This is a genomic window from Burkholderia sp. AU33545, from assembly GCF_020419685.1.
In the GTDB taxonomy this organism is placed as follows: Bacteria; Pseudomonadota; Gammaproteobacteria; order Burkholderiales; family Burkholderiaceae; genus Burkholderia; species Burkholderia diffusa.
The window spans coordinates 158,123-181,571 of the sequence record NZ_JAIZRQ010000004.1; the positions used below are offsets into that span (position 1 = coordinate 158,123).

The 23,449-nt window shown below is 68.8% G+C and carries 15 protein-coding genes; 3 read left to right on the top strand and 12 right to left on the bottom strand.

Translation table 11 applies throughout. The features are described 5' to 3' along the window. Window positions 1-49: 49 nt before the first annotated feature. Complete coding sequence (locus tag LGM71_RS14585; protein WP_226115226.1) at window positions 50-3,844, bottom strand: DUF748 domain-containing protein; 3,795 nt, start codon at window positions 3,842-3,844, stop codon at window positions 50-52. A gap of 152 nt (window positions 3,845-3,996) precedes the next feature. Further along, window positions 3,997-5,436 (bottom strand): DUF1254 domain-containing protein, encoded by a 1,440-nt coding sequence (locus LGM71_RS14590; protein WP_059598940.1) that lies wholly within the window; start codon window positions 5,434-5,436, stop codon window positions 3,997-3,999. Window positions 5,437-5,817: 381 nt separating this feature from the next. Between LGM71_RS14590 and LGM71_RS14595 the strand changes: the two genes are divergently transcribed. Further along, window positions 5,818-8,631: a heavy metal translocating P-type ATPase gene (locus LGM71_RS14595; protein ID WP_226115227.1), complete on the top strand. Its 2,814-nt coding sequence runs from the start codon at window positions 5,818-5,820 to the stop codon at window positions 8,629-8,631. Between the two features lie 168 nt (window positions 8,632-8,799). Here LGM71_RS14595 and LGM71_RS14600 read toward each other — a convergent pair whose 3' ends face one another. The 4 genes from LGM71_RS14600 to LGM71_RS14615 all read right to left on the bottom strand — a co-directional run bounded on the left by LGM71_RS14600 (window position 8,800) and on the right by LGM71_RS14615 (window position 11,982). Then, a complete protein-coding gene (locus LGM71_RS14600; protein WP_059598939.1) occupies window positions 8,800-9,279 on the bottom strand; it encodes a GNAT family N-acetyltransferase in 480 nt (159 codons plus the stop codon). 135 nt (window positions 9,280-9,414) lie between these two features. Further along, window positions 9,415-9,570: a hypothetical protein gene (locus LGM71_RS14605; RefSeq protein WP_170296432.1), complete on the bottom strand. Its 156-nt coding sequence runs from the start codon at window positions 9,568-9,570 to the stop codon at window positions 9,415-9,417. A gap of 175 nt (window positions 9,571-9,745) precedes the next feature. Then, on the bottom strand, window positions 9,746-11,179 hold the full coding sequence (locus LGM71_RS14610) for a flagellar hook-length control protein FliK (RefSeq protein ID WP_226115228.1): 1,434 nt from the start codon (window positions 11,177-11,179) through the stop codon (window positions 9,746-9,748). Window positions 11,180-11,283: 104 nt separating this feature from the next. Next, a complete protein-coding gene (locus LGM71_RS14615) occupies window positions 11,284-11,982 on the bottom strand; it encodes an MgtC/SapB family protein (protein ID WP_124624448.1) in 699 nt (232 codons plus the stop codon). A gap of 105 nt (window positions 11,983-12,087) precedes the next feature. Between LGM71_RS14615 and LGM71_RS14620 the strand changes: the two genes are divergently transcribed. After that, on the top strand, window positions 12,088-13,197 hold the full coding sequence (locus LGM71_RS14620) for an AGE family epimerase/isomerase (protein WP_151049288.1): 1,110 nt from the start codon (window positions 12,088-12,090) through the stop codon (window positions 13,195-13,197). Here LGM71_RS14620 and LGM71_RS14625 read toward each other — a convergent pair. Then, window positions 13,170-14,798, bottom strand: a complete 1,629-nt coding sequence (locus tag LGM71_RS14625) for a methyl-accepting chemotaxis protein (protein WP_174906859.1) — start codon at window positions 14,796-14,798, stop codon at window positions 13,170-13,172. The genes LGM71_RS14620 and LGM71_RS14625 overlap by 28 nt on opposite strands. 271 nt (window positions 14,799-15,069) lie before the next feature. Here LGM71_RS14625 and LGM71_RS14630 point away from each other — a divergent pair, with 271 nt between their 5' ends. Then, a complete protein-coding gene (locus LGM71_RS14630; protein ID WP_059467287.1) occupies window positions 15,070-15,513 on the top strand; it encodes a PaaI family thioesterase in 444 nt (147 codons plus the stop codon). A 274-nt stretch (window positions 15,514-15,787) separates the two neighbouring features. Here the strand turns inward: LGM71_RS14630 and LGM71_RS14635 are convergent, their stop codons facing one another. The 5 genes from LGM71_RS14635 to prpB all read right to left on the bottom strand — a co-directional run bounded on the left by LGM71_RS14635 (window position 15,788) and on the right by prpB (window position 23,287). Further along, window positions 15,788-16,840, bottom strand: coding sequence for a CaiB/BaiF CoA transferase family protein (locus tag LGM71_RS14635; protein WP_226115229.1), 1,053 nt, complete (start codon window positions 16,838-16,840; stop codon window positions 15,788-15,790). Window positions 16,841-17,211: 371 nt separating this feature from the next. After that, a complete protein-coding gene (gene prpF, locus LGM71_RS14640; RefSeq protein WP_174906861.1) occupies window positions 17,212-18,402 on the bottom strand; it encodes a 2-methylaconitate cis-trans isomerase PrpF in 1,191 nt (396 codons plus the stop codon). Window positions 18,403-18,428: 26 nt separating this feature from the next. Further along, window positions 18,429-21,023: a Fe/S-dependent 2-methylisocitrate dehydratase AcnD gene (acnD, locus tag LGM71_RS14645; RefSeq protein WP_124624464.1), complete on the bottom strand. Its 2,595-nt coding sequence runs from the start codon at window positions 21,021-21,023 to the stop codon at window positions 18,429-18,431. Window positions 21,024-21,105: 82 nt separating this feature from the next. Next, window positions 21,106-22,278: a 2-methylcitrate synthase gene (gene prpC, locus LGM71_RS14650; protein ID WP_226115230.1), complete on the bottom strand. Its 1,173-nt coding sequence runs from the start codon at window positions 22,276-22,278 to the stop codon at window positions 21,106-21,108. A 115-nt stretch (window positions 22,279-22,393) separates the two neighbouring features. Then, a complete protein-coding gene (gene prpB, locus LGM71_RS14655; RefSeq protein WP_059598930.1) occupies window positions 22,394-23,287 on the bottom strand; it encodes a methylisocitrate lyase in 894 nt (297 codons plus the stop codon). Between the last annotated feature and the right edge of the window lie 162 nt (window positions 23,288-23,449).

The following is a 23,449-nucleotide window of genomic DNA, read 5'->3' on the forward strand; positions in this document are numbered from 1 at the left end:
CCCGATTGCCGGTCGGGCGCGGCGGCGGCGGATGATGGCGTGACGCGGCTTACTGCAGGCCGAAGTCGACGCGGGTCGTCGCGCCCTTGTCCTCGATGCCCTTCGCATCGAGCTTCGGCGCCACGACGAACATGCGGCTCGAATCGATCTTGCCGTCGAGGTACTGGCGCACGGCCTGCGCGCGCTGCTGCGCGAGCGCGCGCAGCGCGTTGTCGTCTGCCGGCGCGTGATCGGCGAGCGCCTTCTTCATGTCCGCATCGGGCAGCGTCTTCTGCAGGCCGATCAGGTTGCGCGGCTTCTTGAAGTCGGCGGCCTTGTATGCACGCGTCAGGTACTTGGTGTACTCGGCCGGTTCGACCTTCACCGACATCGGATCGATGCTCTCTCCTTGGCCGACCACGTCCTTCAGCTTCTGCTGACGCACCAGCCGCTCGACGTACGCGTCGCGCAGCCCCGGCGTGTCCTTCGCCGGATCGACGCGGCCGATCAGGTCCAGCCGGATCGACGGCTTCTCGGTCAGCATCTTCACGACGGTGTCGAGCTTCTTCTGCTGCGCGTCGGTCAGCGCGTACGAGCCCGGCGCGAACTCGACGTACCCGAGATCCTCGCCGCCGCTGCCGCCGAAAGCGTTCGCGAGCAGCGTGAACGGCGACGTCACGGCCTTCGCGATCAGGTTCAGCACCGCGCGCCAGATCAGCCCGCCGATACTGAACTCCGGATTCGACAGCGAGCCCGACACCGGCAGGTTCACGTCGATCTCGCCGCGCGTGTTCTTCAGGAGCGAGATCGCGAGCTTCACGGGCAGCTTCGTCGCCGTGTCGTTCTCGACGTGATCGCCGAACGTGAGCTGGTCGATGAAGATGTGGTTGTTCGCCTTCAACTGGTCGTTCGCGAGCTCGTAATGCAGGTCGACGTTGAGCTTGCCCTTCGTGATCGGGTAGCCGGCGTACTTCGCCGAGTACGGCGTCAGGTTGGTCAGCTCGATGTCATGCGCGGTCGCCGTGAGGTCCAGCGCCGGCTTGTCGATCAGCGGGTTCACCGAGCCCTTGATCGAGATCGGCCCGTTGCCCGCGAGATTCGCGGCGACGTCGACCGGCGCGGACGTCGTCGAGTCCGTGCCGAACGCGCCGACCGTCCCCTTGATCGCGACCAGGTTCGCCGTGTAGTTCGGCTTGATGAAGTTGTCGGTGTAGGTCACGCGGCCGTTCTGCAGCACGAGCTGGCCGAAATGCATGCGCACCGGATTCTGCGGCGGCGGCGGGGCCTTCACGGCGACCGTCGCCGATGCGGCGGCCGGCGCGGACGCCTGCTGCACGGCCGCGGCCGGCGGCGTCATGCCCGGCGACAGCGGCACAGGTTCGTTCTTGCTCGCGTCGCGCGTGAGCGACTGCGCGGGGCCCGTCTCCTTCGCGACGACGTCCTTCAGGTTCAGCCGCCCCTGCGCATCGAGCAGCACACGGCCGTAGAAGTTCGAGAAGGTCACGCGCGCGGCGTCGACGTCGGTGCCCTTCTCGTCGTAGTTCACCTTCAGGTTCGACAGCGCGAGCGAGCGCCAGCCCGCGAACGGGTCGGACGTCGCCTTGTCGAGCATCCGCACGTCGACCAGCGCGACATCGCCGCGATAGGTCGCGCGCGGCACGTCCTTCACCTGCGCGAACGTCAGGTTGCCCTGCGCGTTGAGCAGCGCGCTCGCGATGGTCGCGTTCAGCGCGCTGCCGAAGTACGGCTCGAACGCAGCCGCGTCGAGGCGGTTGCCGTTGATCTTCAGGCCTAGCTTCAGCGGCTGCGCGGTCACATCGCCCGACACGTTCACCGAGCCCTTGCGGTTCAGCGTCGCCTTCAGCTGAACCGGCAGCGGCTTCGTCATGTCATCGCTGATCTTCTGCACCGACAGGTCGAGCGGCTTGATCGCGAGCTTCACAGGGCGCGGCGTCGACAGGTCCGTGAAGTTCGCGGACGACTCCTTCACGTTCAGCGCGTCGATCCGGTAATGCCACGACGGCGCGGCCGCCTCGGCCTTGCGCGCGACCGTGCGCTTGGGCACCGCCTTCTGCGCGGGTTCGGCCAGCGCAGCCAGGTCGATCTTGCCGTCCTTCAGGCGCTTCACGTCGAGCGCGAGCCCGGTCGCATCGACGCTCGCGATTTCCGCCGTGCGCGCGGCGACGTCGACCTTCGCGATCTTCGCGCTCGCGTCGGGCAGCACGATCGCGGGCGCCTTCGCGTCCGGCGTCGCGAGCTTGAGCGACTTCAGGCTCACCGTGCTGTCGGCGACCTGCGCGTCGAGCGGCGTCTTGCCCCAGTCGGCCTTCGCGTTGACGCTCGCGCCGAGCGTGCCGTCGAGCACGCGCGCACGGGTCGCCTCGCCGAGATACGGCTGCAGCGTCGGCAACGCGAGCGCGTCGACCGTCAGCTTCGTGTCGGCCTGCTTCGCCGCCAGGCTGAACGCGCCTTCGGCCTTCACGTCGCCGCCGCGCGACAGCGACGTCGACAGCGTGTATTTCGCGGGCGTCTTGCCCTGCAGCGTGAAGCCGTCGAGCGTCGCGGCGAGCTTCGTCAGCGACATCGCGGTCGGCGTCGCAGGCACGCGGTCGTCGACGTTGATCGTGCCGCCGTCGATCGCGAAATGACGGATCGTCAGGTCGAGCGGCGGCGCTTCCTTCGCGGCGGCTTCGACCTTCGCGCCGCTGGCGGCGTTGGCGGCGGCGGTCGATACGGCGGCGCCCGATGCGGCGGCGCCCGACGCGGCCGGCTTGCCCGCGTCGGCCTTCGGCTCGGCGGCCGGCGGGCCGACGAGCTTCTCGACGTTCAGCACGCCCTGCTTGTCGCGCGCCAGGTCGACGACCGGCTGGTCGAGCCGGATCTCGTCGAAATGCAGCACGTTGCGCAGCGGCTCGAGGCCGGCGGCCGCGACGTGCACGCCGCGCGCGGCGAACAGCGGCGCCGACGCGCGGTCGGTCACCTTCGCGTCGTTGAGATCCACGGTGCCCGACACGCGCAGCGACGGCGTGTCGCCGCTCATCACGAAATTCAGCGTGAGGTCGCTGCTCAGCAGGCCGCTCGTGACGATCACCGGCAGCTTCGCCGGCGCGTACGAAATCAGCTTCGGCACGTCGAGCCGGTCGAACTTCAGCGCGACTTCCGACTCACGCGACAGCGCGAACGGCTTCGTCTTGCCGTCGATCGCGATCGGGCTGCCGTCGAATCGCGCGCGCAGCTTCGGCTGCACGAAGATGTCGGTCTTCGACGGCAGCGTCGCGATGAACGGAATGCCGAGCGTCCAGTTGTCGACCACGTGCTTTTCGTTCAGCAGGCGGTCGTCGAAGTCGATCCGCCCGTCGTTGACCTGAATGTTCGATACCGAGAAATGGGTCGGCTTGCTTTCGGGTTTGGACGGCGTCGAGAACTTCTCGATCAGATCGGTGAAGTTGAAGCGCTGCGCGTCGTATCGGACGACATGGAAGCGCGGCGAGTCGACGCGCACTTCGTTGACGATCGGCGCGCCGCGGAACAGCGACGACCACGACGGCCGCACGACGAGCTTGCCGATGTCGATGAAGTCGCCCTGGCCGCCGCGCTCGCCGACGTGCACGCCGTCGGCTTCGAGGTTCAGCGTGTAAGGGTTCAGCGCGATGCGCCGGATGGTGGACGGCCGGCCGAGCTGCTGGCTCAGTTGCTGTTCAGCAATGTGACGAATCAGCGGCGGCGCCGCGAAGAATCCGAGCAGTCCGAATAAAACGAGGAAGATCAGTACGCCGAGGCCGATGCGCCGGGTCCGGCGCGAGCGTGCCACGCCGCCGAGGGCATGAAGGGTCGAGGATTTGGTTTCTTTGTCTGCGCTTGACATGCTTGGATGCCTCGGGAATGGATGCCGGGCCGCGCCGGAAAACCGGCACGGCCGCGCACGCTATCCCGAAAGTATAGGCTCAGGTGGTGACGGAACGACGTTCGGGCGAGGCCGCCGCGCCCGCGCATCGGACAGTGGCGGCGCCCATCGGTTCATTTTCGGACGACGACGGGCGGCATCCACGAGCCGTCGCTCGCCTGCGGCTTCGGTGCGTAGAGTCGCAGCGCGAGCGCGAAATCGGCGCGCGGCGCCGGCAGCCAGTTGGCCGCATGCGTGCCGCCCGGCGACGCCGACACGACCACGTCGATCGAGCCGTCGTGGTTGCGGCGCAAGCGGTCGCGGTCGCCGAGCGAGCGGCGCGCCGAGCCGACGTCGGGCAGCGCGCCATTCGTCGCGTACGGCGTGAGCGTCCAGAACCCGCGCACCGGCGGCAGCGCGCCCGGCGCGAAATGCAGCACGTAGCGGTTCGCGCCGTTCAGCGAGTGGCCGTCGCTGTCGACGCGCACGAGCGCGAGCGTCTCGTCGTCGCGCGTCGCGGTGCCGAACTGCGTGTAGGCCGCGTACGCGCGCAGCGCGTAGTCCTGGCCGTACTTGCCGGCCGTGTCGCCGATCCAGCTCCAGCCGTTCGCGCTCAGCAGGTTCGACGGCGGCGTCGCGAGCCGCGCGCGCGCCTCGGCGACGCCGGCCGTGGCAGCGCTCAGGCGATCACCCGTCCACAGCACCGGATAGCCGGCCGTCACGCCGATGTCGCCGAGCAATTCGTTCGCGTGCGCGTCGTCGGCCGGTGCCGGGTTGTCTTGCAGCGCCTGCGCGAAGCGCGTGAAGAACGCCTTCGGGTCGAGCGCGGCCACCTGCTCGGCCGGCGTGCCGCCGCTCGCCGCTTCCAACGGCGCGCTGCCCGCATGGACCGCGACCGACGCGCCACGCGTGCTGCCCGTATAGACGGACAGCGGCACCACGCGGATCGCCCGCTGCAGTTTCTTCACATTCGTGAGGTCGCGCCCGCCGCTCGTCTGCAGCCGCACTTCGAGCCACGCGTTGGCCGACGGCACGTCGATACGCAATGCGCCCTTCGGCAGGGTGCCCTGCCAGTCCTTCGCGGCGAAGGCAATCGTTTGCGATCGCGCGGCGCCGCGAGCGCCACGCGCCGCCACGCTCGACGACGACCACAGCACGTTCGTCCACATGTCGAGCGCGCGGGCATCCCAGTAGCGGCCGCGGGTATCCGGCAGCGTCACGATCACCGGCTCGGCACCGACGTCGAGCCAGCCGGTCGAGTCAAGCGTGTCGACGCCCGGCAGCGGCGGGTTGAGCGCGCCGACGGGCGGCAGCGCCTGCGCGTGACGCAGCGTGTTGAGCGGCGCCTGGCCCGGCTGCGCGCTGTCGCCGCCCGTCGCGGCTTCCTTCGCGACGTCCATCAGCACGAGCGGATACGCGTATATGTAGGAGTCGGCCACTTCGGCGCGCATCCAGCCGGTTTTCCGCTGGATCGCGTCCGGTTGCGACGCGCATCCGGACAGCAGCGCCGCGAGGGCCAGCGACGCGCCTGCAGCGCGACGCAGAGAAATTGATTCTCGTAGGTTTTCAATCATTGATTACTGGCCGAATATCGTTCTTGTCAGTCAACGCCTTGTTCGACTCACGATCGGCGAAAGCAAGGCACCCCAGCGTGCCCGGTCGCCGCTTCGCCGGGCGGGCGCTGATGTCAGGCCGGTATCATAGCGCCTAAGGGCATCCCCCAATATGCCGAATATCGGGTGCAGCGGTAGCCGGGCTGTCGTCAGCCAGGACTTCCATTGATCCGGCCCTCGTCCGGAGCCGCCCGACGCCTGCGCGCGGCAGCATGACGGGCGAGAATGGGTCGGCCGTCGGCACGATGCCGTATTGCATCGCCCCCCCCTTGACCTTCCCATCATGGGAATGTTGATACTGGAGTCAGTCGCGGCACGAACCGCGCTTTTGGGGAATCCAACATGACTGAATCACTCGCCTCCGCCGACATGCAAACGATCGAACTGACCATCGACGGCATGCATTGCGGCGGCTGCACGGGCCGCGTGCAGCGTGCGCTGGCCACCGTGCCGGGCGTCGTCGATGCCGCGGTCGATCTCGACGCGCATGCGGCGACGGTGACCGCGCAGGACACGGTCGAGCCTGCGCAGCTCATCGCCGCGGTCGATGCCGCCGGCTATCGCGCGGCCGTGCGCGAAGCGGCGGTCGAAGCCGTTGCGTCCGTGCACGTCGAGCACGCGACGCACGCGAACGCCCGGCCCGCAACGGCGGCGACGGTACTGCCCGCGCCCGCCGCCAGCATCGAACTCGACATCGACGGCATGACCTGCGCGTCGTGCGTGTCGCGCGTCGAAAAGGCACTGGCGAAGGTGCCCGGCGTCACGCGCGCGTCCGTCAACCTCGCCACCGAGCGCGCGACCGTCGACGCGGCACCGGACGTTTCCGCGTCGCAACTGGCCGAAGCCGTGCGGCAAGCCGGCTACGACGCGACATGGGTCGCCGCGCCGCCGCCGGCCGCTTCCCGCGATCTCGAACTCGACATCGGCGGCATGACGTGCGCATCCTGCGCCGGCCGCGTCGAAAAGGCGCTGGCCGCCGTGCCTGGCGTCACGCGCGCGTCGGTCAATCTCGCGACCGAACGCGCGTCGGTGCATGGCACCGGCGCGCTCGACGCCACCACGCTGATCGCGGCGGTCACGACGGCCGGTTATCGGGCGTCGCTCGCCGCTGCGCCGGACCCGAGCGCCTCGACCGACGCCGACGCCCGCGCCGGCGAAGCCGCACAAGCCCCCGACGCCCGCAAGCGCCGCGAAGCGATCCGCGAACGCAATCTCGTGATCGGCTCGGCCGTGCTGAGCGTGCCGCTCGTCGTGCCGATGCTCGTCGCGCCGTTCGGCATCGACGCGATGCTGCCCGGCTGGCTGCAGCTCGTGCTCGCGTCGATCGTCCAGTTCGGCTTCGGCGCGCGCTTCTACCGCGCCGCCTGGCATGCGGTGAAGGCACGCACCGGCAACATGGACCTGCTCGTCGCGCTCGGCACGTCGGCCGCGTTCGGCCTGAGCCTGTGGATGCTGCTGCGCGACTCCGCGCACCCCGGCCATCTGTATTTCGAGGCATCGGCCGTCATCATCACGCTGGTGCGCTTCGGCAAATGGCTCGAAGCGCGCGCGAAACGCCAGACGACCGAGGCGATCCGCGCGCTGAACGCGCTGCGTCCCGACCGCGCGCGCGTCGTCGAGCACGGCGTCGAACGCGACGTGCCGCTGGCGCAGGTGCGCGTCGGCACGACCGTCAGCATCCGTCCGGGCGAGCGTGTGCCCGTCGACGGCCGGATCGTGTCGGGCCGCTCGCACGTCGACGAATCGCTGATCACCGGCGAAAGCCTGCCGGTGCCGAAGGACGACGGCGATCCGGTCACGGCCGGCTCGATCAACGGCGAAGGCGCGCTCGTCGTGGAAACCACCGCAATCGGCGCGGAAACGACGCTCGCGCGCATCATCCGCCTCGTCGAATCCGCGCAGGCGGAAAAGGCGCCGATCCAGCGGCTCGTCGATCGTGTCAGCGAAGTGTTCGTGCCGGCGATCCTCGGCATCGCCGTGCTGACGCTGGTCGGCTGGCTGATCGCCGGCGCCGGCATCGAAACAGCGATCCTCAACGCGGTCGCGGTGCTCGTCATCGCGTGCCCGTGCGCGCTCGGCCTCGCGACGCCCGCCGCGATCATGGCGGGCACCGGCGTCGCGGCCCGCCATGGCGTCCTGATCAAGGACGCCGAGGCGCTCGAACTCGCGCAGCGCACCACGGTGATCGCGTTCGACAAGACCGGCACGCTGACCGAAGGCAAACCGTCCGTGACGGCATTCGAGGCCGTCGACATCCCACGTGAGCAAGCGCTCGCTCTCGCGGCCGCGGTCCAGCGGCAAAGCGACCACCCGCTCGCTCGCGCCGTCGTCGCCGCGCACGATGCGGACGTCGTGGCCCGCGGCGGCGGCGCGGGTTCGGCCGAGGTCGTCGCGGCCGATGCGCGCGCGGTGGCCGGACGTGGCGTCGAGGCGCGCGTTGGCGGTCAGCTTCTCGCACTCGGCAGCACCCGCTGGCGCGACGAACTCGGCATCGTCGTGCCGCCCGCACTCGACGCGCGTGCCGCGGAACTCGAGCGCGCGGGCAATACGATTTCGTGGCTGATGCGTGCCGACGCGCCGCGCGCGCTGCTCGCGCTGATCGCATTCGGCGACACCGTGAAGCCGGGCGCGCGCGAGGCGGTCGCGGCACTGTCGGCGCGTGGCGTCGCGAGCGTACTCGTCACGGGCGACAACCGCGGCAGTGCGGCCGCCGTCGCGGCGGCACTCGGGATCAGCGAAGTGCATGCGCAGGTGCTGCCCGACGACAAGGCGCGCGTGGTGGCCGAACTGAAGCGCACGCACGGCGGAATCGTCGCGATGGTCGGCGACGGGATCAACGACGCGCCCGCGCTCGCCGCGGCCGACGTCGGCATCGCGATGGCGACCGGCACCGACGTCGCGATGCATACGGCCGGCGTGACGCTGATGCGCGGCGACCCGGCGCTCGTCGCCGATGCGATCGACATCTCGAAGCGGACGTATCGGAAGATCCAGCAGAACCTGTTCTGGGCGTTCGTCTACAACCTGATCGGCGTGCCGCTCGCGGCGCTCGGCTGGCTGAATCCGGTGATCGCGGGTGCGGCGATGGCGTTCTCCAGCGTCAGCGTCGTGACGAACGCGCTGCTGCTGAGGAGATGGAAAGGCCGCGCACGCTGATGCGGGCCACGACGAGCGCCGGGTCATCCGACGGAGGTCCGGCGCTTGTCTTATTGGAAATGGCTTGCCGACCGGCGGGGCGCACATTGCATGCGCTGCGTCGGGACAGATCACCGGAAGAAGGCCGGGAAAACGGCAGCGCGCGTCACCGACGCGTGCGCACTGGCCTCAGCTCTGGACGACCGGCTTGATCAGCGTCGTCGTGATCGGCACGAAGCCGCACGCCCGATACAGCGCACGGGCAGCCGTGTTGTGATTGAACACCGACAGCCCGATTTCGGTGACGCCATGACGGCGCGCCTCGGCCTCCAGTGCATCGAGCGCGCGCATGGCCCAGCCCTGGCGGCGCCGGGTCGGGACGATGTCGAGATCGTAGATGAACAGCGTACGGTTCGGCCCTTCGGGCACGATCGCGTACCAGAGGTCGCCGACCGTGTCGCCGCTGGCGGCGTCGATCAGCTGGACGAGCGTCTGGCCGGAGGTGAGCAGGCCGTCGGGCAGCAGCGTATCGAAGCAGGCCCGGGCGCGGTTCGCCGCGTCGTCGGTCGCGTTCTGCCCGGATGACACGAGATCGCGCGCGTAGCCGTCGATGGCGCGCGTGCGGTATGCGTGGAATTCACCGGCCGTCATCGGCCGCATCTGCAGCATGGCCCGGGGGTCGCGAGGGAAGTCGGACTTCCAGTGTAGCGGGACGATCGCACCGGCGCGCGATGCGGCGGTGGAAAACGGGCAGGCAGTGGCGACGAGCGCCGCGCTGAATCAGCGAATCAGCGAATCAGCGAATCAGCGACGGTACAGGACGATCGGCACGAGGCTCGCACGACGCACGCGCTCGGCTTCGGCGTGACGCGCAGCGTACGAATATTCCGCGTCGAGCGGCAGGTGCGGGGAGACGAACAGGTCGTCGATCTTTTGCAGCAGGGCAAGAATGAAGCTCATGTGAGACTCCTGACAGATGGATCTAGGGTTTTCCCGTAGATGGATGCCATTCTAAGGGTTTTCCCTGAACTCTGCCAGCTCACCGCATCAGTTTGCCGCACCCGCGCCACCGCCGATAGACGGTCCGCCCCGACGCGCCTTGTCGTGCCGGGGTTTGCAGGTAGGGTCGGACGATTTAATGCGCTCGACGCACACGCTTCGCGGCCGCCGCCTCGCGGTTCGCATTGCGCTGCAGCCGGTCGACCTGCGACAGCATCGCTTCGTGGTGTTCCGCGAGCGTCATCAGCGTTGCCTGCTGCGTCGACAGGTCGGCAGCCAGCCGGTCGATCCGCTGCTGCCGGGCGTCAACTTCCTGTTTCAGGTGCGCGATCTGCCGCGTTTGCAGCATCAGTGCGACGAGCCCCACGAACACGACGACCGTCAGCGCCAGCAGCAGCCGGTTGACGCGCCGCATCTCGCGATCGGCCGCCTGCTTCATGCCGGCCGTCTCGGCCTGCAGCGCGGCGAGCCGATCCGACAGCGGGCGCAGTTGCGTGTCGGGGTCGATAGCCGACGCGCTCGACGTGGCAGGTTGCGCACGATCCGCCGACGGCTTCGTCACGAACGACGCCGCGGATGCAACGGGCTGCACGAATGGCGAGACCGGCGCGGCGGCTGCCCGCGCGGCGTCACGGGCACTCGCGGCAACTGCGGTAATCGTGGGCTGCGCCGGTTCGGCGGTCGCCGACGGCTCGCTTGATGGCGCAGGATGCTGCGCCGAGGTCACTTCCGACTGTGCGTCGACGGCCACCGCTTCCGGCGCGCCGCGCGCCGCTGCCGCTTCGCGTGCGCCTGCGGCCACACGGCGCTTGCCACCGGAAGCTGCGCGACGCCCCTTCGTGGGCTCGCCGGGCGTCCGCGCTACTTCGTCGCGTGTGGCCGGCACGGCGGCGCCTTCGGGCTCACCGCCCGCTTTCGCCGGTCGGTCGCCGATGACCGCATCGGCCGCACCTTCCGCCGCCCCTGCATTCGCCGTCGAACGATCGGCGCGCGTTCCGGCCGTGTCGCCGGCTTCCGCCACACTGCCCGTCTTTATCTGGCTGCCGTCGGTTGCCGGCTCGCCGGCTGCAGTCGCGGCGATACCGTCGGACAGCCGCGCCGCGCCGAGCTTCGTTGCATCGGCATCGGCATCGGCATCGGCAGCGGACACGCGCACGACATCGGCATCGGCCACATCGCCGTTTGCACGCGTCGGCGCAGACTCCGTCGTTTTCGCAATGTCTGGCGCCGGCTCGACCGCCCCGCCGTCGGCGCCCGACGTACCGAACCCAGCCAGCGTCGCCTGCCGGCCGGCGTCATCGCCGTCCGCGACGGCGGCCACCGTGTCGGCACCCGCCGCCCCGTCATCGTGCGAGGCCACCGGCCCGCGCGCAGCCGGCTCGAGCACCGGATCGCCGAACAGGTCGAGCGTGCGTTCGTCCCGCGGCGCATCGCCGCCCGTCGCGTTGCCGGAGCGCGCGGTGGCCCTGGCGGCGGTGTCTGCCGCGGCCGCGATGGAACGCGGACGCGAACGGGCCGACGAGCGGTCGGAGCGGGAACGGGAGCGAGGCAGGGAAACGGATTCGGTCATGGAGTCGGATTACAGGCCCGCGAACGCGGAACCGGATGTCGAACGGAATCAGTGACCGGCCATTGTCGCATGACCGATCGCCGATCCGGCCGATCGGATGCCGTCTATTCGTCGCCCGACAACCCGTTGCCTTCCTCGAATCGCGTGACGCACGACAGCCCGCGCAGCTTGTCGCAGATCGCGCGGTATTCGAGATCCGACACGCGCCCGAGCGCGATGCGCACCTCGTCATGCTCGCCCGTGTCGTCGGCGCGCTGCACGATGAATTGCTTCACGCGCGCGCTGTCGGGGCCGAGGGCCGCGTGCAGCGAATCGAACGTCAGCGCGCCGCCCACCACCGTCAGCGCGAGCTGACGCCGCTGCCGCACCGTGAAGTAGCGCCGCTCGAGCGGCTTGATGCCGGCCAGGATGATCAGGATGATGATCGTCGCGGAAATCGACGCGACGTACAGTCCGCCGCCCACCGCGAGGCCGATCGCGGCGACCGACCACAGGCTCGCGGCGGTCGTCAGCCCGCGCACGATCTCGCCGCGCAGCAGGATCGAGCCCGCGCCGAGGAAACCGATGCCCGATACCACCTGCGCGGCGATCCGCGACGGATCGAGCACGATGTGGTCGCTGCTGCCCAGCACATCGGCGAAACCGAACGCCGACACGATCATGATGAGCGTCGAGCCGACACAGACCAGCATGTGCGTGCGCAGGCCGGCCGCCCACGAGAGGCGCTCCCGCTCGAAGCCGATGACACTGCCGAGCGCGGCCGCGAGAACCAGCCGCATCACGAGTTCCAGGTTGCCGAGCATCCGATTTCTCTCCTGTTTTGAGGACGGCCGCGCGGAATGGTTTATCCTTGGCCCCGGCCGCGCCGCTCCGCGCCGACTCAATTCGATCCAAGCGCTCAACCCGCCATGTCCGTTCCCGATTCCGCTTCCGCCCAGGCCGCCCGATTGCGCGACCATTTTGCGCACGTCATCCTGCCGATCTGGCAGGGTTCAGGGTTCGACCAGACGCTGCGGCTACCGTTCGAGGCCGTCGATCCGGCCACCCATGCACCGCTGCCCGTCACCCGTTATCGCGCAATGGCATGCGCGCGACAACTGTTCGTGTTCGCGCAGGCCGGCCACACCGCGCACGCGGCCACGCTGTTCGACTCGCTGTGCAGCCGCTTTCGCGACCCGCGCCACGGCGGCTGGTTCTACAGCGTCGATGCACAAGGCGCGCCGCTCGACACGACCAAGGACCTTTATACGCATGCGTTCGTCGTGTTCGCGTGCGCCGCATGGCATGCGGCGTCGGGCGACACCGCGGCGCGCACGGTCGCCGAGGACACCGCCGCGCTGATCCAGGACCGCTTCGCGCCGCAGCCGGGCGACGCGCTGCTCGACGCCGCGCGTCACGCCGATTTCTCGTCATCGGGCAGCGGCGCGCTGCAGAACCCGTTGATGCACTTGACCGAAGCATGGCTTGCGGCCGCCGATGCATTCGGCGATGCGGCGTTCGACGATGCGCTCCTGCGCACCGCGCAGGCCGTCGAGCGCACGTTCGTCGATACGGCGACCGGCTGCATCGCCGAACTGCCGCTCGGGGCGACCGACAACCGCTTCGAGCCCGGCCATCAGTTCGAATGGTTTTATCTGGTCGATGCGGCCGGCGCGCGTCTCGCGCAAACCGGGCTCCCCGACGCACTCGCGCGCGCGTTCGCATTCGCCGAGCAGCACGGGATCGATCCGCGCACGGGCGCCGTGTGTGCGGCAGTCGACGCGCAAGGCGCATGCATCGACGGCACGCAACGGATCTGGGCGCAGACCGAATACCTGCGCGCGCTCGCCATGCACGGCGGCACGCCGGCCTCCGCGCCGCTCGCACAGCAGATCGAGCGCTTCGCCGCGCGCTTCCTGCATCCGCGCGGCTGGTTCGAGTGCAAGACGGCCGACGGGCAGGTGTCGCGCGCCGACATGCCGTCGACGACGCCCTACCACCTCGCGACAGCTTACGCGGCGCTGCCCGCCGTTTCGTAACCGGCGTCGGCAAACGACGACGACGCGCGCTCGTCGCGAAGACCGCGAGCCGCGCGCGCGTCGCCCAGTTCGAACACCGACACCGCCTGCATCAGGTGCGCGGTCTGGTCGTTCAGCGACGCGGCCGCCGCCGCGACTTCCTCCACCAGCGCCGCGTTCTGCTGCGTCAACTGGTCCATCTGCGTGACCGCCTGGTTGACCTGCTCGATGCCGACGCTCTGCTCGACCGACGCGGCCGTGATCTCCGACATGGTCTGCACGACCCGCGTGATCGACGCCGATACCGTCCGCATCGCGTCGCCCGCCCGTTCGACGAGTTCCGAGCCGCCGTCGATCTGCGTGACCGACTCCTCGATCAGCGCCTTGATCTCCTTCGCCGATTGCGCGCTGCGCTGCGCGAGCGAGCGCACTTCGCCCGCGACCACCGCGAAGCCGCGCCCCTGCTCGCCGGCCCGCGCGGCCTCGACCGCCGCGTTCAGCGCGAGGATGTTGGTCTGGAATGCGATGCCGTCGATCACCGAGATGATCTCCGCGATGCGCCCGGAGCTTTGGGCGATGGCCCGCATCCGGTCGATCACGCTGTCGACCACGCCGCCGCCGTGACGCGTCGCGTCGAGCGCAGCGTCGGCCAGCGCGCTGGCCGCACGCGCGCTGTCGGTGTTCTGGCGGACGGTCGCGGTCAGCTCCTCCATGCTCGCGGCGGTTTGCTCGAGCGACGCGGCCTGGGTGCCCGTGCGCGCGGACAGGTCCGCGTTGCCGCCGGCGATCTCGCCCGCGCCGAGGTGGATCGCGTCGGACGCGTGACGCACGGTGCGCACGGTGTTAGCGATGCTCGCCTGCATCGCGGCAAGGCCGCGCAACATCCGGTCGATCTCGAACACGCCGCCTGCCCGCACGGCTTCGTCGAGCCGGCCCTGCGCGATGCGCTCGAAATGGCGGCCGGCTTCGTCCAGCGGCGCGACCACCGCGCGCCGCGCGGCAGCGTAAATCGCCGCGCTCGCCGCGAGCATCGCCGCCAGCAGCACGATGCCGACCCACTTGAACCACTGAATCCCGCTATCGATCGTGGCGAGCGCGTCGCGGCTCGACGCGGCGCCGTAGTCGGCGAAGCGGTGCAGCTCGGCGAGGTACGCGTCCTGGAAACCCTGTGTCGGCTGGTCGAGGAACGCCTGGATGTTGTCGGCGTCGAGGAACTGCACGAGTTCGCCCAGCGCGCCGCGCAGCGCGCGATAGCGCTCGGCGAGCGCCGCCACGCGCGCGCGGTTCGTCGCGTCGACGGCCTGCGCGGCCGTCAGCGCGGAGAACGCCTTGTCCGCTTCGGCGAGCGACGCGCTGGCATGGCGGATGATCTCGTCGGGCTTCGGGCCGCCGCGTACCATCCGCGTGCCCGCGCGCGACAGGTTCACGCGTGCGTCGAGCAGGCGCTCGGTCGCCTGGCTGGCCGCGTCGACCTGCCCGATCGCGACGTTCGACAGATCGTCGACGCCGCTGCGCGTCGATGCGAGCGCCCAGAAGCCGAGTGCCTCGATCGCGAACAGAAAGAGGCAAAACACGGTCAACACGCCGAGCAGACCCGACGCGAGCTTGATTTTTCCGAACATGGGGGAGATTCCTGGAAAGGCGACGATGGAGCAATGCCCCGGCATTAGCGGCATTTCTTCGTCGGACTTTAGGAATGCGGGTGAGAAGCGGCCGGCCGAGCCCCGCCATTGCCGCCGAATCGCCAGCAAACGAGAACAATGTGCGCGTTCGACGCAATAATCGCGTCGCATCGCGCCGGCCATTGTGCGAAATGCGGACGAATTTCCTTGCTTATCCGCAGCCCCCTTCCTAGAGTTCAGCGCAAGCGGACACGCATTGCGAGGGCAGTCGATGACGGACATCACGGACCACGCGCGCGGCGCATTGCGCGCGCAACCGTTCAGCATGCTGCTGGGCACGGAGCTGATGCATATCGGCGACAACGAGGTGTCGCTGTGCCTGCCCGTGCGGGAAGAGCTGCGGCAGCAGCACGGCTTCGTGCACGGCGGCGTGATCGGCTACCTCGCCGACAACGCGCTGACGTTCGCAGGTGCGCTCGTGCTCGGCCCGCGCGTCATCACCGCCGAATACAAGATCAACTACCTGCGGCCCGCCGTGAACGGCACGCTCGTCGCGCGCGCGAAGGTCGTCTACGCGGGGCGGCACCAGGCGACCTGCCAGTGTCACGTGTTCGTCATCGACGGCGATCACGAGCGGCTCGTCGCGATCGCGCAAGGCACGATCAATCGCGTCGGCGACGGCAAGATGCCGGATGCGCCGGAGGAAACGGCGTGAATTGTCGCGGACGCAAAGGCCATCGGATTACCTGCCGGCGTCGTCCTGACGATCGCGCCCCGTGCCTGTGATGCAACATCGCAACCACCAGCCGCAGCACGCGCGAAGCGCACCGTCCGGTTCCATCGCTTCATCGCGGCAGCGATAGACGGCGTCGCGATCACGGCGACCGACTGCGACGTCCAGCACGATCACTTCCGCTCGATCCGCCCGGCAAGCCGGGATTCGAACGGGTCGTGTCGAACCGAATCCGCGGATCGACGCTTCGGCCGACCTATTCCGCAGTGCCCGCTTTCAACGGCAGAAACCGCGGCGCCACGCGCACCCGAACGTTACCGCTCGCGTCGGTGCGGTAAATCCCGCGCGCCGCATTGTGCGGATGCTCGACCGCGTCGGCCACGCTCAGCACCGGCGCGAAACACACGTCGGTGCCTTCGAGCAGCGCGCGCCAGTGCGCGGACGGCTGCTGCGCGAACACGTCGGCAAAACGCGCCTTCAGCGCCGGCCAGCGTGCGCGATCGTACTGCGACGCCGGATCGACGTCGATCAACCCGAGCCGCTCGACCAGCAGCGCGTAGAACGGCGGCTCCAGCGCACCGATCGTCACGCATTCGCCGTCCGCGCAGCGATACACGTCGTAAAACGGCGCATCGTGGAAGAGGCTCGGCTGCGTGCCATCGAGCTGCCCGTTCGCGCGCGCCCACAGCGCGAGCGAGCCGAGCATCGACACGATGTCGACGATCGCGCCGTCGACCACGCGCCCCGGGCCGCCGCCGCGCACGTCGAACAGCGCGCAGATGATCCCGAATGCGAGCCCGAGCGCGCCGCCGGCATCGCCGACGACGGTCGGCGGCACGCCCGGCCGGCCGTCGCGCGGCGCGGACAGCGACAGCAGCCCCGTCAGCGCGACGTAGTTCAGGTCGTGCCCGGCGGCCGTCGCGAGCGGTCCGTCCTGGCCCCAGCCCGTCATCCGTCCGTACACGAGCTTCGGATTGTCGCGTGCGCAATCGTCCGGGCCGAGACCGAGGCGCTCCATCACACCGGGCCGCAGCCCCTCGATCAGCGCGTCGGCCTGCGCGATCAGCGCGAGCGCCGCGTCGCGGCCGGCCGGCGTCTTCAGATCGAGTTCGACGATCGTCTTGCCTTCGCGCAGCAGGTCGCCGTCGCGGCCCTGCAGCGCGTCCGGCGCGCTGGTGCGGCCCGCGGGACGCGCGATCAGCGTGATGCGCGCCCCCATCCCGGCGAGCATCCAGCCCGCGAGCGGGCCGGGGCCGATGCCTTCGAATTCGACGATGTGGACGCCGGAAAGCGGGACACCAAGCGACATACGATTCTCCTGTCGACCAGCGTTAGCGCTCTAGCGCTTACGCTGGTCCCATGCTTCGCGGTCGACCAGCGTTCGTGCTTTGACACTTACGCTGGTCCCATGCTTCGCGGTCAACCAGCGTTAGCGCCTTAGCGCCTACGCTGGCCCCATCCGTTGCGGTCGATCCGCGATGACTCAAGCCAGCGCGCCCCCCGTGCATCATGACCGCAATGCGCTTCAACGCACCGGCACGGTCACCGATGCGACGCGTTGCGTCGCGAATTGCCTTCATCACACGCGCGCCAAACGAAAAATCCCTGCGCAGCAGGTCCGCTTCGCAGGGATCGGTCCGTTTCAGCACTGCAGGGTTGCGCGCGCGAACCGCGACACACTCAGAACGCATCCCCCGGCACCCGCACCCAGCCTTCCATCAGCACGCGCGCGCTGCGGCTCATGATCGCCTTCGTGACGGTCCATTCGCCCTTTTCGAGCCGGGCTTCCGCGCCGACGCGCAGCGTGCCCGATGGATGGCCGAAGCGCACCGCGTTGCGTTCACCGCCGCCCGCCGCCAGGTTGACGAGCGTGCCGGGAATCGCCGCGGCCGTGCCGATCGCGACCGCCGCCGTGCCCATCATCGCGTGGTGCAGCTTGCCCATCGACATCGCCCGCACCAGCAGGTCGACGTCGCCCGCATTCACGCGCTTGCCGCTCGACGCGACGTAATCGGCCGGCTTCGCGACGAACGCGACCTTGGGCGTGTGCTGACGCGTCGCGATCTCGTCGAGCGTGTCGATCAGGCCCATGCGCAGCGCGCCATGCGCGCGGATCGTCTCGAACTTCTCGAGCGCCTTCGCGTCGCCGTTGATCGCGTCCTGCAACTCCGTGCCCGTATAGCCGATCGCCTCGGCCTCGACGAAGATGGTCGGAATCCCCGCGTTGATCATGGTCGCCTTCAGCGTGCCGATGCCCGGCACGACGAGGTCGTCGACGAGGTTGCCGGTCGGGAACATCGAGCCGCCCGAGCCTTCTTCCTCGGCGGCCGGGTCCATGAACTCGAGCTGCACTTCGGCGGCCGGAAACGTGACGCCGTCCAGCTCGAAATCGCCCGTCTCCTGCACCGCGCCGTTCGTGATCGGTACGTGCGCGACGATCGTCTTGCCGATGTTCGCCTGCCAGATACGCACGGTCGCGATGCCGTCGCGCGGCACGCGCGACGCATCGACGAGGCCACCGCTGATCGCGAACGGGCCGACGGCCGCCGACAGGTTGCCGCAGTTGCCGGTCCAGTCGACGAACGCGCGATCGATCGAGACCTGCCCGAACAGGTAGTCGACGTCGTGACCGGGCCGCGTGCTCTTCGACACGATCACCGTCTTGCTGGTCGACGACGTCGCGCCACCCATCCCGTCGATCTGCTTGCCGTACGGATCTGGGCTGCCGATCACGCGCAGCAGCAGCGCGTCGCGTGCGGCGCCCGGCGCCTGCGCGGCGTCCGGCAGATCCTGCAACCGGAAGAACACGCCCTTGCTGGTGCCGCCGCGGATGTACGTCGCCGGAATCCTGATTTGAGGAATGTGAGCCATGTTTGCGTTGTCCCTGTGTGACCCGGTCAGGCAGCCTGCGACGATTCGAGGAAGTCCTGCGCGAAACGCTGCAGCACGCCACCCGCGTCGTAGATCGACACTTCCTCGGCCGTATCGAGCCGGCACGTCACCGGCACCGCGATGCGCTCGCCGTTCTTGCGGTGAATCACGAGCGTGAGATCGGCGCGCGGCGTGCGCTCGCCGATCACGTCGAAGGTCTCGGTGCCATCGATGCCGAGCGTCGCGCGGTTCGTGCCCGGCTTGAACTCGAGCGGCAGCACGCCCATCCCGATCAGGTTCGTGCGGTGGATCCGCTCGAAGCCCTCGGCGACGATCGCCTCGACGCCCGCGAGACGCACACCCTTCGCGGCCCAGTCGCGCGACGAGCCCTGGCCGTAGTCGGCGCCGGCGACGACGATCAGCGGCTGCTTGCGATTCATGTACGTCTCGATCGCTTCCCACATCCGCATGACCTTGCCTTCCGGCTCCACACGCGCGAGCGAGCCCTTCTTCACCACACCGTCGACCACCGCCATCTCGTTGACGAGCGTCGGATTCGCGAAGGTCGCGCGCTGTGCGGTCAGGTGGTCTCCCCGGTGCGTCGCGTACGAGTTGAAGTCTTCTTCCGGCAGGCCCATCTTCGCGAGGTATTCGCCGGCCGCGCTGTTCGCCATGATCGCGTTCGACGGCGACAGGTGGTCGGTCGTGATGTTGTCGCCGAGCACCGCGAGCGGGCGCATGCCCTTGAGCGTGCGCTCGCCGGCCAGCGCGCCTTCCCAGTACGGCGGACGGCGGATGTACGTGCTTTGCGGACGCCAGTCGTACAGCGGCGCCGCACGCTCGCCCGCATCCGCGCTGCGCGCGAACATCGGTTCGTAGACCTTGCGGAACTGCTCGGGCTTCACGCTCGATGCGACGATCGCGTCGATCTCCTCGTCGGTCGGCCAGATGTCCTTCAGCGTGACGGGCTTGCCGTCCTGATCGTGGCCGAGCGCGTCCTTCTCGATGTCGAAGCGAATCGTGCCGGCGATGGCATACGCGACGACGAGCGGCGGCGACGCGAGAAACGCCTGCTTCGCATACGGATGGATGCGGCCGTCGAAGTTGCGGTTGCCGGACAGCACGGCCGTCGCGTACAGGTCGCGATCGACGATCTCCTGCTGGATCTTCGGATCGAGCGCGCCCGACATCCCGTTGCAGGTCGTGCACGCGAACGCGACGATGCCGAAGCCGAGCTTCTCGAGTTCCGGCAGCAGGTTCGCTTCTTCCAGATACAGCTCGACCGCCTTCGAGCCCGGCGCGAGCGAGCTCTTCACCCACGGCTTGCGCGTGAGGCCCTTCGCGTTCGCGTTGCGTGCGAGCAGGGCTGCGGCGATCACGTTGCGCGGGTTGCTGGTGTTCGTGCAGCTCGTGATCGCGGCGATGATCACCGCGCCGTCGGGCATCTCGCCCGGCTTCTCTTCCCACTGGCCGGCGATGCCGCGCGCGGCGAGGTCGGATGTCGGCAGCCGCTTGTGCGGGTTCGACGGGCCGGCCATGTTGCGCACCACGCTCGACAGGTCGAACGTCAGCGTGCGCTCGTACTGCGCGCCGTTCAGCGTGTCGGCCCACAGGCCCGCTGCCTTCGCGTAGGTCTCGACGAGCTTAACCTGCTCGTCGCTGCGGCCGGTGAGGCGCAGATAGTCGGTCGTCTGGCCGTCGATGAAGAACATCGCGGCCGTCGCGCCGTATTCGGGCGCCATGTTCGAGATCGTCGCGCGGTCGCCGAGCGTGAGGCTCGCCGCGCCCGCACCGCGGAATTCCAGGTACGCGCCGACCACCTTTTCCTTGCGCAGGAATTCGGTCAGCGCGAGCACAATGTCGGTCGCGGTGATGCCGGGCTGGCGCTTGCCGGTCAGTTCGACGCCGACGATGTCGGGCAGGCGCATCCACGATGCGCGGCCGAGCATCACGTTCTCCGCCTCCAGCCCGCCCACGCCGATCGCGATCACGCCGAGCGCGTCGACGTGCGGCGTGTGGCTGTCGGTGCCGACGCAGGTGTCCGGATACGCCACGCCATCCTGCGCCTGGATCACCGGCGACATCTTCTCCAGGTTGATCTGGTGCATGATGCCGTTGCCCGGCGGGATCACGTCGACGTTCTCGAACGACTGCTTGGTCCATTCGATGAAGTGGAAACGATCCTCGTTGCGGCGATCCTCGATCGCGCGGTTCTTCGCGAACGCGTCCGGATCGAAGCCGCCGCACTCGACGGCGAGCGAGTGGTCGACGATCAGTTGCACGGGCACGACCGGGTTCACCTTCGCCGGGTCGCCGCCGCGCTCGGCGATCGCGTCGCGCAGGCCGGCGAGGTCGACGAGGGCCGTCTGGCCCAGGATGTCGTGGCACACCACGCGCGCCGGGAACCACGGGAAGTCGCGTTCGCGCTTGCGCTCGATGATCTGCTTCAGCGAATCGGCGAGGATTGCCGGATCGCAGCGACGCACGAGGTTTTCGGCGAGCACGCGCGACGTGTACGGCAGCGTATCGTACGCGCCGGGGGCGATCGCTTCGACCGCGGCACGCGCGTCGAAGAAGTCCAGCGACGTGCCGGGCAGGGGTTTGCGGTAGGCGGTATTCATGATGTGGGGCGGAAATCGGGGTAAGACGTTCCGCGCGCGCCGGCAACCCGCATCACGGGCGCCGGCGCGAGCGGCAGGCGTTTCAGCGCTTCTCGATCGGCACGAACTGCAGGTCTTCCGGACCCGTGTAGTTCGCGCTCGGGCGGATGATCTTGTTGTCGATGCGCTGCTCGATGATGTGCGCGCTCCAGCCGGACGTGCGCGAGATCACGAACAGCGGCGTGAACATCGCGGTCGGCACGCCCATCATGTGATACGACACGGCGCTGAACCAGTCGAGGTTCGGGAACATCTTCTTCGCTTCCCACATCACCGACTCGAGGCGCTCGGCGATGCCGTACAGCTTCAGGTCGCCCGCTTCCTTCGACAGCTTGTGCGCGACGCCCTTGATCACCTTGTTGCGCGGATCGGAGATCGTGTAGACCGGATGGCCGAAGCCGATCACGACTTCCTTGTTCTCGACGCGGCGGCGGATATCGGCTTCGGCGTCGTCCGGCGAGCTGTAGCGGCTCTGGATTTCATACGCGACTTCGTTCGCGCCGCCATGCTTCGGCCCGCGCAGCGCACCGATCGCGCCGGTGATCGCCGAATAGATGTCCGAGCCCGTGCCCGCGATCACGCGGCCGGTGAACGTCGATGCGTTGAACTCGTGCTCCGCGTACAGGATCAGCGACGTGTGCATCGCGTCGACCCACGACTTCGACGGCGTCTTGCCGTGCAGCAGGTGCAGGAAGTGGCCGCCGATCGAGTCGTCGTCGGTTTCCGTCTCGATGCGCTTGCCGTTGTGCGAGAAGTGATACCAGTACAGCAGCATCGAGCCGAGCGACGCCATCAGGCGGTCGGCGATGTCGCGCGCGCCCGGCAGGTTGTGATCGTCCTTCTCGGGCAGCACGGTGCCGAGCACCGACACGCCGGTGCGCATCACGTCCATCGGGTGGGCCGATGCCGGGATCTGCTCGAGCGCGGCCTTCAGCGCGCTCGGCAGGCCGCGCAGCGCGCGCAGCTTGGTCTTGTACGCGGCCAGTTCGGTCAGGTTCGGCAGCGTGCCGTGCACGAGCAGGTGCGCGATTTCCTCGAACTCGCACGATTCGGCGACGTCGAGAATGTCGTAGCCGCGATAGTGGAGGTCGTTGCCGGTCTTGCCGACCGTGCACAGCGCCGTGTTGCCGGCCGTCACGCCCGACAGCGCCACCGACTTCTTCGGCTTGAATGCGCCTGCGGCGGCCGGTGCTGCTGCGTCTTTCGTCTCGCTCATGTTTCGATTCTCCAATGGGTATCGGGGTGTCATGTCGGCCGGGCGCGGCGCGGGTGCGCGCGTTCCGGCTTCATGCAAAGCATTCCGGGAACCGTGTCCCGGCGCGCGGGCCGCGTTACTTCTTGCCCTGCGCGAACAGTTCGTCGAGCTTGCGCTCGTATTCGTGATAGCCGAGGAAGTCGTACAGCTCGGCGCGGGTCTGCATGGTCGGCACCGCAGCCTTCTGCGTGCCGTCGCGACGCAACGTCTCGTAGAAATTCAGCGCGGCCTTGTTCATCGCGCGATAGGCGCCGCAGCAGTACAGCGCGATGTCGACGTTCGCCTCGCGCAACTCGTCGAGCGTGAACAGCGGCGTCGAGCCGAATTCGGTCAGGTTCGCGAGGATCGGCACCTTCACGGCGGCCTTGAAGCGGCGGTAGTCGTCGAGCGTCTTCATCGCTTCCGGGAAGATCATGTCGGCGCCGGCTTCCACGTATGCGATCGCGCGCTCGATCGCGGCGTCGATCCCTTCGGCGGCAGCCGCGTCGGTGCGGGCCATGATCACGAACTGGTCGTCGGTGCGCGCATCGACCGCGGCCTTCACGCGATCGACCATTTCGTCGGTCGGCACGACTTCCTTGCCCGGACGGTGGCCGCAGCGCTTCTGGCCGACCTGGTCCTCGAGGTGGACGGCCGCGACGCCGGCCTTGATGAACGAACGGACCGTGCGCGCGATGTTGAACGCGCCGCCCCAGCCCGTGTCGATGTCGACCAGCAGCGGCAGGTCGGTCGCGTTGGTGATCCGGTTCGCGTCGATCAGCACGTCTTCCATCGTGCTGATGCCGAGATCGGGGATGCCGAGCGAATTCGCGGCGACGCCGCCACCCGACAGGTAGACGGCCTTGAAGCCGACGGCCTGCGCCATCTTGGCTGCATACGCGGTAATCGCGCCGACCACCTGCAGCGGCTGCTCGGCCGCGACTGCCGCGCGGAATTTCGCGCCGGCGCTCTGAAGATGCGTGTTGCTCATGAACGGCCTCCTGAAGGAATGCCCATCAAACAGCAAGGACCGGGCCAGCTCGCGAAACACCGCTAACCCACTGATTCTTAAGCAACCGGAACGTGCGATGAATCGTCCGGTGATTTCAATTCGGCAATTTCATGTTTCAGAAATGAAATCCCGCGCGCATAA

Excerpts from the sequence above, each read along its gene's own strand:
- LGM71_RS14585 (WP_226115226.1), bottom strand. The coding sequence starts at position 3,844 with ATGTCAAGCGCAGACAAAGAAACCAAATCCTCGACCCTTCATGCCCTC.
- LGM71_RS14590 (WP_059598940.1), bottom strand. The coding sequence starts at position 5,436 with ATGATTGAAAACCTACGAGAATCAATTTCTCTGCGTCGCGCTGCAGGC.
- LGM71_RS14595 (WP_226115227.1), top strand. The coding sequence starts at position 5,818 with ATGACTGAATCACTCGCCTCCGCCGACATGCAAACGATCGAACTGACC.
- LGM71_RS14600 (WP_059598939.1), bottom strand. The coding sequence starts at position 9,279 with ATGCTGCAGATGCGGCCGATGACGGCCGGTGAATTCCACGCATACCGC.
- LGM71_RS14605 (WP_170296432.1), bottom strand. The coding sequence starts at position 9,570 with ATGAGCTTCATTCTTGCCCTGCTGCAAAAGATCGACGACCTGTTCGTC.
- LGM71_RS14610 (WP_226115228.1), bottom strand. The coding sequence starts at position 11,179 with ATGACCGAATCCGTTTCCCTGCCTCGCTCCCGTTCCCGCTCCGACCGC.
- LGM71_RS14615 (WP_124624448.1), bottom strand. The coding sequence starts at position 11,982 with ATGCTCGGCAACCTGGAACTCGTGATGCGGCTGGTTCTCGCGGCCGCG.
- LGM71_RS14620 (WP_151049288.1), top strand. The coding sequence starts at position 12,088 with ATGTCCGTTCCCGATTCCGCTTCCGCCCAGGCCGCCCGATTGCGCGAC.
- LGM71_RS14625 (WP_174906859.1), bottom strand. The coding sequence starts at position 14,798 with ATGTTCGGAAAAATCAAGCTCGCGTCGGGTCTGCTCGGCGTGTTGACC.
- LGM71_RS14630 (WP_059467287.1), top strand. The coding sequence starts at position 15,070 with ATGACGGACATCACGGACCACGCGCGCGGCGCATTGCGCGCGCAACCG.
- LGM71_RS14635 (WP_226115229.1), bottom strand. The coding sequence starts at position 16,840 with ATGTCGCTTGGTGTCCCGCTTTCCGGCGTCCACATCGTCGAATTCGAA.
- prpF (WP_174906861.1), bottom strand. The coding sequence starts at position 18,402 with ATGGCTCACATTCCTCAAATCAGGATTCCGGCGACGTACATCCGCGGC.
- acnD (WP_124624464.1), bottom strand. The coding sequence starts at position 21,023 with ATGAATACCGCCTACCGCAAACCCCTGCCCGGCACGTCGCTGGACTTC.
- prpC (WP_226115230.1), bottom strand. The coding sequence starts at position 22,278 with ATGAGCGAGACGAAAGACGCAGCAGCACCGGCCGCCGCAGGCGCATTC.
- prpB (WP_059598930.1), bottom strand. The coding sequence starts at position 23,287 with ATGAGCAACACGCATCTTCAGAGCGCCGGCGCGAAATTCCGCGCGGCA.